Annotated in this window: 15 protein-coding genes and 1 pseudogene; 9 read left to right on the forward strand and 7 right to left on the reverse strand. The window is 71.7% G+C overall.

Translation table 11 applies throughout. From position 1 onward, the window contains the following. Window positions 1-66: 66 nt before the first annotated feature. Both ABZ117_RS26995 and ABZ117_RS27000 read left to right on the forward strand, forming a co-directional pair. On the forward strand, window positions 67-3078 hold the full coding sequence (locus ABZ117_RS26995) for a glycoside hydrolase family 3 N-terminal domain-containing protein (protein WP_356824387.1): 3012 nt from the start codon (window positions 67-69) through the stop codon (window positions 3076-3078). 65 nt (window positions 3079-3143) lie between these two features. Then, window positions 3144-4517, forward strand: a complete 1374-nt coding sequence (locus tag ABZ117_RS27000; protein WP_356824388.1) for a hypothetical protein — start codon at window positions 3144-3146, stop codon at window positions 4515-4517. Between the two features lie 101 nt (window positions 4518-4618). Here ABZ117_RS27000 and ABZ117_RS27005 read toward each other — a convergent pair. From ABZ117_RS27005 to ABZ117_RS27020, 4 genes and pseudogenes are all read right to left on the reverse strand, one after another. Then, a pseudogene (locus ABZ117_RS27005) lies at window positions 4619-4807 on the reverse strand (IS630 family transposase); the annotation flags it as partial. A 52-nt stretch (window positions 4808-4859) separates the two neighbouring features. Continuing rightward, window positions 4860-5672: a phosphatase PAP2 family protein gene (locus ABZ117_RS27010; RefSeq protein ID WP_356824389.1), complete on the reverse strand. Its 813-nt coding sequence runs from the start codon at window positions 5670-5672 to the stop codon at window positions 4860-4862. Window positions 5673-5874: 202 nt separating this feature from the next. Continuing rightward, window positions 5875-6831, reverse strand: coding sequence for a hypothetical protein (locus tag ABZ117_RS27015; protein ID WP_356824390.1), 957 nt, complete (start codon window positions 6829-6831; stop codon window positions 5875-5877). Continuing rightward, window positions 6828-7169 (reverse strand): helix-turn-helix transcriptional regulator, encoded by a 342-nt coding sequence (locus tag ABZ117_RS27020; protein ID WP_356824391.1) that lies wholly within the window; start codon window positions 7167-7169, stop codon window positions 6828-6830. The genes ABZ117_RS27015 and ABZ117_RS27020 overlap by 4 nt, the downstream gene beginning before the upstream one ends. A gap of 45 nt (window positions 7170-7214) precedes the next feature. Between ABZ117_RS27020 and ABZ117_RS27025 the strand changes: the two genes are divergently transcribed. After that, the gene (locus ABZ117_RS27025; protein ID WP_356824392.1) at window positions 7215-7370 is read left to right on the forward strand and encodes a hypothetical protein; all 156 of its coding nucleotides are present in this window, start codon (window positions 7215-7217) and stop codon (window positions 7368-7370) included. Between the two features lie 79 nt (window positions 7371-7449). Then, window positions 7450-8043 carry an NAD(P)H-dependent oxidoreductase gene (locus ABZ117_RS27030; protein WP_356824393.1) on the forward strand — a complete coding sequence of 198 codons (594 nt, stop codon included), beginning with the start codon at window positions 7450-7452 and terminating at the stop codon, window positions 8041-8043. 5 nt (window positions 8044-8048) lie between these two features. On the opposite strand, the gene ABZ117_RS27035 is transcribed toward ABZ117_RS27030, so the two are convergent. Together ABZ117_RS27035 and ABZ117_RS27040 are read right to left on the reverse strand one after the other, a co-directional pair. Further along, complete coding sequence (locus tag ABZ117_RS27035) at window positions 8049-8297, reverse strand: DUF397 domain-containing protein (protein ID WP_356824394.1); 249 nt, start codon at window positions 8295-8297, stop codon at window positions 8049-8051. Continuing rightward, a complete protein-coding gene (locus tag ABZ117_RS27040) occupies window positions 8294-9100 on the reverse strand; it encodes a helix-turn-helix transcriptional regulator (protein ID WP_356824395.1) in 807 nt (268 codons plus the stop codon). Before ABZ117_RS27040 ends, ABZ117_RS27035 begins: the two co-directional genes overlap by 4 nt. Before the next feature lie 112 nt (window positions 9101-9212). Here ABZ117_RS27040 and ABZ117_RS27045 point away from each other — a divergent pair, with 112 nt between their 5' ends. The 5 genes from ABZ117_RS27045 (at window position 9213) to ABZ117_RS27065 (ending at window position 14578) form a co-directional block, all read left to right on the forward strand. Continuing rightward, window positions 9213-9623 carry an ATP-binding protein gene (locus tag ABZ117_RS27045; RefSeq protein WP_356824396.1) on the forward strand — a complete coding sequence of 137 codons (411 nt, stop codon included), beginning with the start codon at window positions 9213-9215 and terminating at the stop codon, window positions 9621-9623. Between the two features lie 118 nt (window positions 9624-9741). Continuing rightward, window positions 9742-10239, forward strand: a complete 498-nt coding sequence (locus ABZ117_RS27050) for a hypothetical protein (RefSeq protein ID WP_356824397.1) — start codon at window positions 9742-9744, stop codon at window positions 10237-10239. A gap of 30 nt (window positions 10240-10269) precedes the next feature. Further along, a complete protein-coding gene (locus tag ABZ117_RS27055; protein ID WP_356824398.1) occupies window positions 10270-12579 on the forward strand; it encodes a polysaccharide lyase 8 family protein in 2310 nt (769 codons plus the stop codon). 154 nt (window positions 12580-12733) lie between these two features. Beyond that, the gene (locus tag ABZ117_RS27060) at window positions 12734-14329 is read left to right on the forward strand and encodes an acyl-CoA carboxylase subunit beta (RefSeq protein ID WP_356824399.1); all 1596 of its coding nucleotides are present in this window, start codon (window positions 12734-12736) and stop codon (window positions 14327-14329) included. 57 nt (window positions 14330-14386) lie between these two features. Next, window positions 14387-14578 (forward strand): acyl-CoA carboxylase subunit epsilon, encoded by a 192-nt coding sequence (locus ABZ117_RS27065; protein WP_356824400.1) that lies wholly within the window; start codon window positions 14387-14389, stop codon window positions 14576-14578. 137 nt (window positions 14579-14715) lie between these two features. Here ABZ117_RS27065 and ABZ117_RS27070 read toward each other — a convergent pair. Beyond that, the coding region (locus ABZ117_RS27070) for an ATP/GTP-binding protein (RefSeq protein ID WP_356824401.1) at window positions 14716-15042 on the reverse strand (327 nt) is incomplete at its 5' end.

The raw sequence follows: 15042 nt of genomic DNA on the forward strand, positions 1-15042 counted from the left end.
CGGCCCCTAGTTAACTCACGGCGTGATCTAAGTCCTGAGTGAAACACGAGAGCCGAGGGAAGGTAAATGCGAAGAACCGCCCTGCTCGCTTCCGCCGCACTTCTTGCCGGTCTGCTGCCCTGGGCGACCGCGCACGCCGCGGACGCACCAGCTCCCGTCCCCGTCGACCGCTTCGAGGGCGAGGTCCCCTTCGCCTCCCAGCCTGCCGAGGGCATCTTCACCTGGGGCGGCGACGCCGACGACCCGCCCGCCCTCCGGCTCACCGACCGCGCCGACGCCCCCGAGGGCGGCAAGGTCCTCACCGGCGACTACGACATCAGCGGCTACGGCGGCTTCACCCACGACTTCGCCGCCGACGCGCCCGCCCACGACTGGTCCGCCCACCGGGGCATCCGCTTGTGGTGGGACGGCCGGAACAACGGCAAGAAGATCGTCTTCGAGATCAAGGACGGCGGCGCCCACGGCGAGGCCTCCGAACTCTGGAACACCTCCTTCACCGACGACTTCAGCGGCTGGAAGCAGATCGAGCTTCCCTTCACCGACTTCGCCTACCGCACCGACTACCAGCCCGTCGGCGGCATCGACCACGTCCTCGGCCTCAAGGAGATGTGGGGCTACTCCGTCACCCTCCCGCCCGGCGCCAAGGGCGACTTCGCCCTGGACGACGTGGAGCTGTACGGCACGGCCGACCCGTCGCTGAACGCCGCCGTCACCACCGACGCACCCCTCTACCCGGTCAGGGAGGGCGGGACGGCCAGGGTGAAGGTGACCGTGGCCACCACCGGCTCCCAGCCCCTCACCGCCCCGGTCACCGTCGCCTACGCCACCGAGGGCGGCACCGCGGAGCCCGGCGGCGACTACACGCCCGTCTCCGGCACCCTGACCTTCCCGGCCGGCACCGCGTCCGGTACCGCGCGGACCGTCGAGGTGCCCACCCGCCGGGACCGGACGGCCGAACCCGCCGAGACCGTCCCCCTGAAGCTCACCGTCACCGGCGCCAAGGCCCCCGCCGAGACCCCGCAGGTCGTCCTCGACGCCCACGGACTGCCCTACCTCGACAAGAGGCTGCCCGTGAAGAAGCGGGTGAAGGACCTGCTGAGCCGGATGTCCCTGGCCGAGAAGGCCGGCCAGATGACCCAGGCCGAGCGCGGCGCGGTGGGCCAGGGGAGCGACATCGCCGCCTACGCCCTCGGCTCCCTGCTCTCCGGCGGCGGCTCCACCCCCACGCCCAACACCCCCGACGCCTGGGCCCGGATGATCGACGGCTTCCAGCTCCGCGCGCAGGCGACCCGCTTCCAGATCCCGCTGATCTACGGCGTCGACGCCGTCCACGGGCACAACAACCTGTCCGGCGCCACGGTCATGCCGCACAACATCGGCATCGGCGCGACCCGTGACCCGCGACTCGCCGAACGGACCGGCTCGGTGACGGCCGCCGAGGTCCGCGCCACCGGCGTCCCCTGGGACTTCGCGCCCTGCCTGTGCGTGAGCCGCGACGAACGCTGGGGGCGCGCCTACGAGTCCTACGGCGAGGACCCGGCGCTCGTCGAGTCCATGGAGAGTGTCATCCAGGGCCTCCAGGGCCGCGCCGACGGACGGGACCTCAAGCGCGACGACAAGGTCCTCGCCACGGCCAAGCACTTCGTGGCCGACGGCGGCACCGCGTACGGCTCCTCGACCACCGGGACGTACACCATCGACCAGGGTGTCACCCACGTCACCCGGAAGCAGCTGGAGGACATCCACCTGGCGCCGTACCGCACGGCCGTCGACCGGGGCGTCGGCACGGTCATGCCGTCGTACTCCTCCCTGGACATCGCCGGTGACGGCAAGGGCGCGGTCAAGATGCACGCCCGCGGCGACATGATCAACGGTGTGCTCAAGGACCGGCTGGGCTTCGACGGCTTCGTCATCAGCGACTGGAACGCCATCGACCAGCTCCCCGGCGACTACGCGTCCCACGTCCGCACGTCCGTCGACGCGGGCCTGGACATGATGATGGTGCCGTACGGCTACAAGGACTTCACCACCACGCTCACCGACGAGGTGCGGGCGGGCCGGATCAGCGCGGCCCGGATCGACGACGCCGTCTCCCGCATCCTCACCCAGAAGTTCCGCCTCGGCCTCTTCGAGCACCCGTACGCCGACACGAGCGGCGCCGCGCGGATCGGCTCGCCCGCACACCGCGAGGTCGCCCGCCGGGCCGCCGCCGAGTCGCAGGTGCTGCTGAAGAACGCCGGCGGCCTGCTGCCGCTGAAGAAGTCGCAGAAGGTGTACGTCGCCGGGTCGAACGCCGACGACATCGGCAACCAGACCGGCGGCTGGACCCTCACCTGGCAGGGCGCCTCCGGGAACACCGTGCCCGGCACGACCATCCTCCAGGGCCTGCGCGCGGCGGGCGGGGACGTCACCTACTCCAAGGACGCCTCAGCCCCGACCGGCGGCTACGACGCCGGTGTGGTCGTCGTCGGCGAGACCCCGTACGCGGAGGGTGTCGGCGACGTCGGCAACGGCCACGACCTGCGGCTGTCCGCCGCCGACCAGGCCGCCGTCGACAAGGTCTGCGCGGCCATGAAGTGCGCGGTGCTCATCGTCTCCGGCCGCCCGCAGCTCCTCGGTGACCGGCTGGACCGGATCGACGCCCTGGTCGCCTCCTGGCTGCCCGGCACCGAGGGCGAGGGCGTCGCCGACGTCCTCTACGGCCGCCGCCCCTTCACCGGGCAGCTCCCCGTCACCTGGCCGAAGTCCGAGGCGCAGCTGCCGATCAACGTCGGTGACGCGTCCTACGACCCGCAGTACCCCTACGGCTGGGGCCTGACCACCCGCACCCCCGTTCCGGAGGGCGGCACGGCCACCCTGCGCGGCCTCGCCACCCGGGCCGCCGCGGCCGAACGCCACGGCGACGACCGGGCCGGCCGCACCCTGGTGGACACGGCACGGCTGCTCGTCCAGCGCAAGGTGGACGGCCATATCACCGAGGCCGTGGCCAAGCCCTTCGCCGACGCCGACCACCTGCTCCTGACCGGCAGGTACGGGAAGGCGGTGGAGAAACTGGCGGAGGCCTACCGCGCCGCCTGAGACCCGAGCGGCAGGAAGGAACGGTGCGGGGAGGCCTCGGGATACTTTCGGGGTACTTTCGGAGTATGAAGGCCGTGCTCCGGACCCGAAGCCTCCCCGCCCTGCTGCTGGCCGTCCTGGCCCTGATGGCGGCGACCACGTTCGCGCCCGGGGCCAGGGCGGACACCGACATCTCCACGATCGCCCGGTCCCTGCGCGAGAGCCCGGTCTACGTCGACCCGGCGGCCAGGGACCAGCTGTCCGCCGCGGACGCCGACACGCTCGCCCGGCGGATCAAGGACGCGGACAAACCCCTGTTCGTCACCGTCCTCCCGGCCGGCTACCGCACCGCGAAACTCTTCCACGACCTGCGCGCCGCCACCGGGATCACCGGCCTCTACGGCATCCGCCTCGGCGACCGCTTCGACGCCCGAGCCGACGCGACCGTCATGTCGGTCACGGCCCAGCACAACCTGGTCGGCAGCGTCCAGGGCGAGGACGCCAAGGCCCAGCTGGCCGACTTCACCGACCGAGCCCTGGCCAACATGGGCGGCCACGCCCCCAGCAGCTGGGGCGGCACGGACGGCGGCGGCGTCTCCGACACGGGACTGATCACCGCCGGTGTGGTCGTGGTCGCCGGCGGCGCGGGCGCCTACGCGCTGGTCCGCCGCAACCGCCGCCGCCGCGAGGAGGAGCAGCGGGCCGCCCTGGACCGGCTCCGGGTCGTCGTGGACGAGGACATCACCGCCTTCGGCGAGGAACTCGACCGCCTGGACTTCCGGCCCTCCGAACCGGGCGCCGACGACGCGATGCGCGGTGACTACGCGAGTGCCCTGGACGCCTACGAGACCGCGAAACAGCGCATGGCCGCGGCCCGCCGCCCGGAGGACGTCCGGACGGTCACCGAGGCCCTGGAGGACGGCCGCTTCTCCCTCGCCCGGCTGGCCGCCCGCCGCGAGGGCCGTGCCCTGCCCGAACGCCGCCCGCCGTGCTTCTTCGACCCCCGCCACGGCCCCTCGGTCACCGACGCCACCTGGACCCCGCCCGGCGGCGCGCCGCGCCAGGTCCCGGTGTGCGCGGCCGACGCCACCCGGCTGGCCGACGGCCTCGACCCCGCGATCCGCGAGGTCGACACCGAGTACGGCCGCCGCCCCTACTGGGACGCGGGCCCGGCCTACGGCCCCTGGGCGGGCGGCTACTTCGGCGGCGGCCTGCTGCCCGGCCTCCTCGTCGGCACCGTGCTGGGCGGCATGATGGCCGGTCCCGCGTACGCCGCCGACTACGGCACCGGGTACGGCGACTTCGGCGGCGGTGGTTTCGACGGTGGCGGCTTCGAGGGCGGCGACGTCTCCGGCACCGACTTCGACCCCGGTGACTTCGGCGGCGGTTTCGGCGACGGCGGCGGAGGCGGGGACTTCGGTGGCGGCGGCGGGGGAGGGGACTTCGGCGGCGGCTTCTAGTGCCGCATCAGGCACCGTTCGCCCTGTCGACGACGGCGCGCAGGTGCCGGTCGTCGGCATGCCGGTCTCGCCGGATGAGGTAGCGGCGGATCATGCTGCCCTAGGTTGGGCGGGCCGGACTCGTCCATGCAGAAGATGACTTCGGGCTCGCCTTCCTCGGGCAGGACCTCCGCGTCGGCGATCGCGTAGTGCTGCTCGGCGCGGGCCTTCTTGGCCGCGTAGTCCGGGTCGCGGGAGGTCTTCCAGGGACTCCAGGCGGAAAAGGGCAGGTCGTGCTCAGTCGGCTTGGATCATATCGCGGACCCGGTCGTCGCTGGTGGACGACCGGAGCCGGCCGGGTGGTCAGTCCAGGGCGGGGCGTGTGCGGCGTGCGGTGTGTGCGGGCCGCCCGACTGCGGCGTACCAGACCAGGGCCGCACATATGAAGGCCGTCGCCGCGGAGACCAGTGACCTTGTGAGGGTGTCGTTCCGTGCGCCGGAAACGAGGGCGACGGCCAGTGCCAGCGTCAGGGTGATGGCGGGCAGCGCACGGGGGCTCCGCGTGGCGCCTGGCACGGCGGCTGGCGGCAGCAGCCAGGTCGCGAGGCCGTAACAGGCACAGGCCAACAGTGTGGCTCCCAGCACTTCGCTGGGCCGGTGGCCGCCCATGGTCGCGCTGGCGGCGGCGATGCAGGCGAGCCACAGCACACCGGCCGTGGCGACGTAGGGGCGGATGCGGGGGGAAACCACGAGGACGGCGGCGAGGGTCAGCGCGGCGGGGATGGCCGTGTGCCCGCTGGGGAAACCTTGATCAAGGAGATTCTCCGGCGCGCCCACCAGATCGGGGCGGGGCAGCGTCGATTTGAGCACATCCTTTCCTCCGGTCGTGAGAATGACGACCCCGAGCGCCGCGCACCCCTGCCGCCAGCACCGCCGCACCAGGGTGAGGACCACGATGACGGCCAGGCCCACCATCACGGTGGGTTTGGCGCTCAATTCCATCGGCGGCAGGGGCGTCGAGCCGTAGGCCGCTCCTGACAGGGGGTATATCCATGCTTCTTCGCTGCCCTGTTCACCGAGACCGAACAGGGCGTTCTCGGCTCGTTGCCCCCACGGGGTGCAGATGGCGAGCAGGTAGACGGTCAGGAACCCCAGGGTGTATAGCAGAGCCGGCATCCACAGCCGTGTCGTACGCGACGGGCTGGGGTCGTCGGGGGCCTCGGGGGCCTGCCTTGAGGCCCCCGGACGGTGCGCGGGCAGGGACTGAGGATCGTGCTGAGTCATCGCTCTGTTTCTTCCGTTGGGGGGAGTTCGGTCACGCACGTCTTCCGGCACGACGTGGGCCGCCGGGCTCGGCCGGCCCACCGGAGGTCCGCTCCTATTCGGCGAGTGCCTGCCCCTGTCGGCGCTGGGCGGCGATCGCCAGGGCGGGGAGGGGTGCGATCAGCAGGATGAGGACGACCAGGTCCGGAAAGGACTGCATGAACGCGTCCGGCCGGACGACGATCGCCTGCGTGCGGACGATCGCGAACGCCGCGACGGGGATCAGCCACCGGTGGTCGCCGGTGGCGGCCGTCGCCACCCACGCGGCGATCAGCGCGGCGACTTCGAGGACGAACAAACCGCGCTGGAAAGCCGGACTGACGGAGATGATGTGCAGGCCCCCGGCCACGAACATGGCGAGCATGACGGGGGCCAGCCAGCGGTACGAGCGGCGTCGCAGACGGCTGGGACGGCAGAGCGCCAGCACGGCGCACGCGGCGCACAGTGCCCCCGACAGCACCAGGTCACGGGCCGTTATCGGGGCGCCAAGACCGTAGTAGCCCAGGCCCGCCTTGCCCTCGTTGCCGAAGAGGGTGCGGCCGTGGGACGTGGCGCCGGCCCAGATCATGGCTGCCGCGGCCGGCAGCGCGATCCACGGTCTGCCGCGCAGCAGGGCGATCAGGCAGCCCAGCGGGAGCAGCCCGTAGGGCAGCAGCCGTATCCGCGTGGGACCTTCGGCCCACGGGTACCAGCCGGAGAAGTGGAAGGCGATGGCGTGCTGTCCGGGGTCGATGCGCAGTGCCCAGTGCCACACATCCTGCAAGTACGGAACCAGCGCCAGCGCGGCGAGGGCCAGGGCGGCCAGATGGATGCCGTCCAGCCACCACGGCCGGGCCGTGTCGTCCACGACGGCACGGGCGCGGGCCTGCACCCCGGCGCGCACCAGGGCGGCAACTTCCCGCGGCGGGGGCCAGGAACGGCCGGGATACGCCTCGGACAGGCAGGCCAGCACCTCCTCTCCCTGCCGGGAACGGTAGGGCTCGGGATAGGCCGCAAGCAGCAGACGATTCATGCCGGGGCCGCTCCGGCGTCCCGCGAGTGTCGGATGACGACGGCCGCCGCCTGCTGCATCCGCAGCGCCTCCCGGCCGAGCGCCTCGGTGCCGTCCTCGGTGAGCCGGTAGTAGCGCCGCGCCCGCCCGTCCACGATCTCCTCATGGTCGGCGGCCACCAGCCCGGCCCGCTCCATCCGCTCCAACGCGCCGTAGAGAGTGCCGACAGCGATCCGGAGGCGCCCGTCGGTGGCCTGCTCGGCCGCCTTGATGATGCCGTAACCGTGCAACGGACCATCCATGAGTGCAGCAAGGATGAAGTACTGCGGTTCCGTCAAGGGCGGATTCTGTTTGGTCATGCATCGAGCATATATCGAGCTACGAAATATATCTGCCAGCCCTGGGTGATCACCGACAGCACCTCCACGCCCGCGGCGAGCGCCACCCTCTCCCGGTCGGCGGGCGCGACGGCGATCTCCCTCGACGCCCCCGCGCGGCGTTGGCGGATGCTCGCCCTGACCTGGTCCGGGCCGCCGACGAACGCCTCCGCGAGGTCGTGAACAGGAAGGTTGCCTGATGCGGCACTGGCGGGCGGCGCGCCGATCGGGGAGGATCAGGCGTCGATCAGGGGGAGGGATCATGCGTATCGGGGTCTACCTGGCGCATCCGCGTCCGGGCAGCTTCAACCACGCGGTGTTCGACGCCGTCGTGCGGGAACTGGGCGACCGGGGGTGCCACGTGCTCGCGCACGACCTCTGTGCCGAGGGCTTCGCGCCCATGCTGACCGCCGACGAGACGGAGACGGTCCGGTCGGCCACCCCCGCCCGTGACGCCCAGGTGGAGCTGCACCGGTCCGAGGTGGCCACCCTCGACGCCCTCGTGCTGATCCACCCGAACTGGTGGGGCATGCCGCCCGCCGTCCTCACCGGCTGGGTGCAGCGCGTCCTCGCGCCCGGTGTCGCGTACAAGCTGGGCACCGCGGACGGAGCACCCGCCGGGCTGCTGAAGGCCGGCCGGGCGCTCGTCCTGAACACCTCCGACACCCCCGCCGACCGCGAGGAGAACGAGTTCGGCGACCCCTTGCAGAAGATCTGGGCGGCGTGCGTCCTGCCGTACGTGGGTGTCGCCGACGTCCGCCGAGTCGTCTTCCGTACGGTCACCGACTCGGCCGACGAGACGCGCGCGTCCTGGCTGCGCCAGGCACGCCGGGAAGCCGCCGCGCTGCTGGTCTGACCGTGTCAGCGGGCGAGGCCGTCCAGGAACTCGCTCCAGGTGGCGGGGGAGAGGGTGAGGACCGGCCCGGCGGGAGCCGCCTTGGAGTCGCGGATGTGGATGGCGGCGGGGTGGGCGGCCACCTCGACGCAGTCGCCGCCTTGGCTACCGCTGTAACTGGACTTGCGCCAGGACCAGGCGACTTCGAGGCAGTTGCCACCTTCGTTGCTGCTGTAGCTCGACTTGAACCATGCGAGTGCTGCTGCGGTGTTCATGACTCTCCTAGCAGTCCATTCAGCAGGCGCACGCTCTCGTCGGGTGAGAGGGCCTGTGACCGCAGCATTCCATACTTCAGGTGATAGTCGCTGACCTCGTCGGGGTCGTCGATCAGGAAGCTGGCACGCTGTACCTCCAGGTACACTAGACGCTCGAACTCGGGCGTTTCCAGCAGGGTCATGGGGCCCGCGAGCCCGGCGTGCGGCATGCGGTTCATGGGCATGATCTGCACGCTCATGTGGATCGGTGCGGTGTACTCCAGGATCTGACGGATCTGCGCCCGCATGACCTCCGGACCGCCGACGTCGCGCCGCAGAACGCTCTCCTCCAGCAGGAAGTGCCCCACGGGCGGCCGATCCCGCTGCCAGATCAACTGCCGGTCCAGGCGGGCTTGGACCCACTGCTCGGCCGTCTCACTGCCGAGCGCCGGATAGCGGGAGTCGAAGGCGGCCAGGCAGTACTCCCGGGTCTGGAGCAGTCCCGGCACCATCTGGGTCTCGTACGACAGGATGCTCACCGCCTCCTGCTCGTGATCCACCAGCCCCTGCGCGAACTGCACAATCCGATCCCGCACCGGCAGCTTCTCCAGGAGGACCGCCAAGGCCCCGCCCGTCTCAAGCACTTCATCGAACTGCTCGGCGCGGTACGGCTGGAGGGCCAGCCGACCCTGCTCGATGGAGGCCACGGTGTCGACGTGCAGATGGACGTGCTCGGCTAACGCCTCCTGCGAGAGGTGCGCCTTCTTCCGGTAGTGCGCCACCAGCGCGCCGACCGCCTGCCAGGTACCGACTTTCTTGGGCATGCGTCTGCCATTCCCCCGTGCCGAGCGGAAGTCCTCGTAGTGGAGTCGTAGAGGACGTCTCTACGACCTCACCCGGTGGTCCACCGTAGTCACGCACCGTGACCCTCGTCGCATGAACCAGGAAACCCAACCCCTCGAAACACGCGTGGCGTTCTTCCGGAAGGACCGCAGGTCGGTCGGGTCGGCACGGCAGTTCACCCGGGCGGTGCTGACGGACTGGCGGCTGCGGCGGCGGGCGGACGACGTGCTGCTGTGTGTCAGCGAGCTGGCGACCAACGCGCTGCTGCACGGCGTACCGCCCGGCAGGGGTTTCTCCGTCCGGTTCGACCTCGCGCGCGGCGAGGACCGGCTGCGGATGGAGGTGCACGACAGCGGCCCCGGCACCGTCCGGCTCCGTGAGGTGGATCCGGAGTCGGAAGGCGGCCGGGGACTGCTGCTCGTGGCGGCGCTGGCGGACAAGTGGGGGGTGGGGGAACGCAACCCGGGCAAGGTCGTGTGGTGCGAGTTCGAGGCTCCGGGGTGAGGTACCGCTTCCGGGCGTGCGCCCTCTGGCGCACGCCCCTCGCGCTCGGGCACCATCTGGCTGCACCACCTGCACAGCCGCCCCCCACGACTCACGGCCCACCGCAGGAAGGCACCCCATGAAGGTCCGCTCGGCCCTGACCGCGCTCGCCCTCGTCGTCGCCCCCGGCGTCGCCGTCGTCGGCACCGCGACCGACGCGTTCGCCGTCACGAAGATCAGTCACGCGACCGCCACCCAGATGTTCCGCGACGCCGGCATCACCTGGTCGTCCTCCGGCAACTGCTCCGACCGCAACAACGCCACCTGTACGTCCTTCGACCAGCTCAACCTCGCCACCGCCCAGGGCGCCCAGACCCTCAAGGGGGCCAGCGGCTGCGCCCTCAACATCACCGGCGGCACCGAGACCGGCCACGCCTCCGGCACCTACTCGCACTGGAACGGCTACAAGCTCGACTACGGCAAGAACACGTGCGTGACCTCGTACGTCAAGAACACGTTCACGTACATCGGCCTGCGCGGCGACGGCGCCCCGCAGTACAAGTCCGGCTCCGGCAACATCTACGCCGACGAGGGCAGCCACTGGGACGTCCTCTACTACAACTGCGGCGGCTGCTGAGCCGGTACGAGAGAGGGCGGTGACCGGCCCATGGGCCTGACCCGACGCGCACTGCTGCTGGCCGCCGCCCTCGCCGCCGCCCCCGCGCCCGGCGCGCGGGCGGCGGACGGCGACCCGTACGACGCCCTGCGCCGCCGCTGGCTCGGCATCACGCTCGGCACGGGGTACGACCCGGGCGCCGAACCGTACGCCTCCCGGCTCGCGGAACTCGGCGCGCGGGCGCGGGACTTCCGGGCCACCATGGCCCCCGCGGCGGCCTCCCTCTGGCCCGGCCACCCCTTCGACCCGCCGTCCGGCATCACGTTCTCCTACGGCCGCCTGTGGACCATGGCCCAGGCCCACGCGCAGGACGGCACCGGCTCCACCGGCGACCCCGAACTCCTCGCCGACGTCCTCCGCGGCCTCGACCACCTCTCCGCCACCGCCTACCGCCCCGGCACCACCCCCTACGGCAACTGGTGGGAGTGGCAGATCGGCAGCCCCCGCCTCCTCATGGACATCACGGCCGTCCTGTACGACCGGCTCGGCCCGGACCGCGTCGCGGCGGCCTGCGCGGCCGTCGACCACTTCCTGCCCGACAGCCTGCTCACCGACTACTCCGGCACCTCCACCGGCGCCAACCGCGTCGACCTGTGCCGTTCGGTCGCCCTGCGCGGCGTCCTCGGCCGGGACCCGGGCCGGATCTCCCTCGCCCGGGACGCGCTCTCGCCGGTCTTCCCGTACGTCACCCGGGGCGACGGCCTCCATGCCGACGGCTCCTTCGTCCAGCACACCTGGGTCGCCTACACGGGTACCTACGGGCAGGTCCTGCTCGACGGCCTCGGCAGGCTGTTCGCACTGCTCGCCGGCTCCGAGTGGGCGGTGACGGACCCCGCCCGGCAGAACGTCCTGGACGCCGTCGAACACGCCTGCGCGCCCCTGATCCACGACGGACTGGTGATGGACTGCGTCAACGGCCGTGCCATCAGCCGCGGCCTGCTGCGGAACGACGACCTGGGGGTCATGCGCAGCGACCACTACCACGGGCACGCCCTGATCGCCGCCGTCGCTCTCCTCGCGGGCGGCGCGGGCGAGAACGAGCGGGAACGGTGGCACGGCCTGGTCCGGGGCTGGATCCAGCGGGACACCGTCACCCCGCTGCTGACGTCGCCCCAGTTCGGGGTGGCCGACCTCGCGCGGCTGCACGCCATCGCCCGGGCACCCGGCCCCGCCACCCCCGAACCCCTCGGCCACCGCCTCTTCCCGGCCATGGACCGCGCCGTCCACCGCGCCCCCCGCTTCACCGCCGCCCTCGCCATGGCCGGCGACCGCATCGCCCACTACGAGTGCGGCAACGGCGAGAACCCGCGCGGCTGGCACACCGGCTCCGGCATGCTCTCCTGGTGGCCGCGGGACGGCGGCGACCAGTACACGGACTGGTACTGGCCCACCGTCGACTGGTACCGGCTGCCCGGCACCACCGTGTCGACCCGGCGGCTCGCCGACCGGGCCGGCGGCGAGTGGGGCGCCCCCCGGCCGGACGTGCGCTGGGTCGGCGGCACCACCGACGGCACGTACGCGGCCGTCGGCCAGCATCTCAAGGGCCTCGGCTCCACCCTGGAGGCCCGCAAGTCCTGGTTCTTCCTGCCCGACGCCGTCGTCTGCCTCGGCGCCGGGATCAGCTGCGCCGACGGCGTCCCGGTCGAGACGATCGTGGACAACCGCAATCTGGGCGAGAGGGGCACCCAGAGCTTCGTACGAGGCCGGAACTGGGCGCACCTGGAGGGCCACGGCGGCTGGGTCCTGCTCCACGGACCCGGCCTGCGCACCCTGCGCGAGGACCGCACCGGCGCCTGGTCCGACATCAACACCGACGGCGACGACGAACGGCGCACCCGGCGCTGGCAGACCCTGTGGCTCGACCACGGCACCGACCCGGCCGGCGCCCGGTACGCCTACGTGGTCCTGCCCGGCGCCTCCCGCGCCGAGACCGCGGCCCGGGCCGCCGGCCCGCGCCGGTGGCTGTCCGTCCTCGCCGACGACACCACCGCCCAGGCCGTCGCCGTACCCCGGCTGGGGCTGACCGCGGCCACCTTCTGGCGGGCCGGTACGGTGGGGGAACTGGCCGTCTCCGCCGGCGCGAGCGTGCTCGTCGTCCGCCGGGGCCGCACGGCCACCCTCTGCGTCAGCGAGCCGCCCCGCACCGGAGCCCCGCTGGAACTGGTCTGGGACCGTCCGGTGCGTGCCGTCGTACGGGCCGGCGAGGGGGTCGAGGTCCTTTCGGCGGACGCCCGTCTGAGGCTCCGTGTCACTCCGGGGATGGCATGTTCCACCCACGAATGTGAGGTGGCTCTCGCGTGATCTCTTTGTGGCACACCTACAACTGTCCGGCCTCCTGAGCAGTCGGAACGGCTGCATGCGGGGATGGTTCTGTTCACTCGTACCAGGAAAACGGGTCGGAGACTGTACAGAGTCAACGGCTCGCTTTCCTTGGTCTCCTTCGTATGGTCACTACATGACCGTTTTGGAAGAGACGACGGGTGAGCCGACCGGCGAGCCGACGGACGCGCGCGGGCGGGTCGCCGAGCTGCACGTGATTCGTGCGCAGGCCGTCGCCGGCCCCAGCGAGAAGGCGACCGAGGCGCAGCACGCCAAGGGCAAGCTGACGGCGCGGGAGCGGATCGAGCTGCTCCTCGACCCCGGGTCCTTCCAGGAGGTCGAGCAGCTGCGCCGGCACCGGGCGACCGGCTTCGGCCTGGAGGCCAAGAAGCCGTACAGCGACGGTGTCATCACCGGCTGGGGCACGGTGGAGGGCCGTACGGTCTTCGTCTACGCCCACGACTTCCGCATCTTCGGCGGCGCGCTCGGCGAGGCCCACGCCACCAAGATCCACAAGATCATGGACATGGCCATCGCGGCCGGTGCGCCGCTGGTCTCCCTGAACGACGGCGCGGGCGCCCGCATCCAGGAGGGCGTCAGCGCGCTCGCCGGCTACGGCGGCATCTTCCAGCGCAACACCAAGGCGTCCGGTGTCATCCCGCAGATCTCCGTGATGCTCGGCCCGTGCGCGGGCGGCGCGGCCTACAGCCCCGCCCTGACGGACTTCGTCTTCATGGTCCGCGAGACCTCCCAGATGTTCATCACCGGCCCGGACGTGGTCAAGGCGGTGACGGGCGAGGAGATCACCCAGAACGGCCTGGGCGGCGCCGACGTCCACGCGGAGACCTCCGGCGTCTGCCACTTCGCGTACGACGACGAGGAGACCTGCATCGCCGAGGTGCGCTACCTCCTCTCGCTCCTCCCCCAGAACAACCGCGAGAACCCGCCCCGGGTGGACTCCTCCGACCCGCTGGACCGCCGCGGCGACGTCCTGCTCGACCTGGTCCCGGCCGACGGCAACCGGCCGTACGACATGGCCAAGGTCATCGAGGAGATCGTCGACGACGGCGAGTACCTGGAGGTCCACGAGCGCTGGGCCCGCAACATCATCTGCGCCCTCGCCCGCCTCGACGGTCAGGTCGTCGGCATCATCGCCAACCAGCCCCAGGTCCTGGCGGGCGTCCTGGACATCGAGGCGAGCGAAAAAGCTGCACGCTTTGTCCAGATGTGTGACGCTTTCAATATCCCGATCGTCACGTTCCTGGACGTCCCCGGGTTCCTCCCCGGTGTCGACCAGGAGCACGGCGGAATCATCCGCCACGGCGCGAAGCTGCTGTACGCCTACTGCAACGCGACCGTGCCGAGGATTTCGCTCATCCTGCGCAAGGCGTACGGAGGTGCCTACATCGTCATGGACTCCCAGTCGATCGGCGCCGACCTCACCTACGCCTGGCCGACGAACGAGATCGCCGTGATGGGCGCGGAAGGTGCGGCCAACGTCATCTTCCGCCGGCAGATCGCCGAGGCCGAGGACCCCGAGGCCATGCGCCAGAAGATGGTCAAGGAGTACAAGGCCGAGCTGATGCACCCCTACTACGCGGCCGAGCGCGGCCTGGTCGACGACGTCATCGACCCCGCTCAGACCCGCGAGGTCCTGATCAGGTCCCTGGCGATGCTGCACACCAAGCACGCCGACCTGCCCTCGCGCAAGCACGGCAACCCCCCGCAGTAACGCAGCGGACCCCCCGCGGCAACCCCGCGGACCTCTCATCGACGGAGACTGACATCCATGAGCACTCCTGACATCCGCGTCGAGAAGGGCCACGCCGGGCCCGAGGAAGTCGCCGCCATCACGGCCGTCCTCATGGCCCGCGCCGCCGCCCGCCCCGCGCCGTCGGCCACGCACCGAGCCCGTGCCAAGGCGGGCTGGCGCCGCCTGGAACGCGAACCCGGCTTCCACGCCCCGCACAGCTGGCACTGAGCCCGTACGTCCCCGAAGGGGGCCCACCCGCCCGGGTGGGCCCCCTTCGGCGTGCGGGGACGACATGCGGACAAAGGGGGGTGCCCTCTCCGATCCGGAGAGGGCACCCCCCTTTGTCCACCGACCGCGCGGCGGCGCTACCGCAGGCGCGCCATCAGGGCGTGCTCGACCAGGGTGATCAGCGCCGACTTGGCGTCCGCGCGGTGGCGGGCGTCGGTGGTGATGATCGGGGTGTCGGGGCCGATCTGGAGGGCCTCGCGGACCTCGTCCGGCGAGTACGGCTGATTGCCGTCGAAGCCGTTGAGGGCGATGACGAACGGCAGGCCGCTGTTCTCGAAGTAGTCGACCGCGGGGAAGCAGTCGGCCAGGCGCCGGGTGTCCACGAGGACGATGGCGCCGATCGCGCCGCGGACCAGGTCGTCCCACATGAACCAGAAGCGGTCCTGGCCGGGGGTGCCGAACAG

Origin of the sequence: Streptomyces sp. NPDC006309 (assembly GCF_040613095.1) — a bacterium.
GTDB lineage: Bacteria > Actinomycetota > Actinomycetes > Streptomycetales > Streptomycetaceae > Streptomyces.